Raw genomic sequence first — 291 nt, forward strand, 5'->3', positions numbered from 1 at the left:
AGCTGCTCGAGGTCGCCGAGTAGGCGGCCTGCCCGCGCCTTATAACTCAAAGGTGGCAAGAAGCCCCGTTCGCGCCTGCCCCGGCAACCCGGAAGCAGGAGGCGGACGGGGCTTTTTTGTCGAGGCGGCGCCCCAGACGCGGACGCCTACACCATCTGCTCAGGATGGAAGACGGCGTCGAACTCGTCTGCCGTGAGGAAGCCGAGCGCGACGCAGGCCTCGCGTAGGCTCGTGTTCTCGGCAAAGGCCTTCTTTGCCACGCGAGCGGCGTTCTCGTAGCCGATGTGGGGG

At 66.7% G+C, this 291-nt stretch carries 1 protein-coding gene; it reads right to left on the reverse strand.

Annotated features, from left to right (window positions below):
* Positions 1-146: 146 nt before the first annotated feature.
* Positions 147-260 carry a hypothetical protein gene (locus ACT84W_RS00580; RefSeq protein ID WP_444327869.1) on the reverse strand — a complete coding sequence of 38 codons (114 nt, stop codon included), beginning with the start codon at positions 258-260 and terminating at the stop codon, positions 147-149.
* Positions 261-291: the final 31 nt, after the last annotated feature.

The organism is Paratractidigestivibacter sp., from assembly GCF_052362415.1.
Lineage (GTDB): Bacteria > Actinomycetota > Coriobacteriia > Coriobacteriales > Atopobiaceae > Paratractidigestivibacter.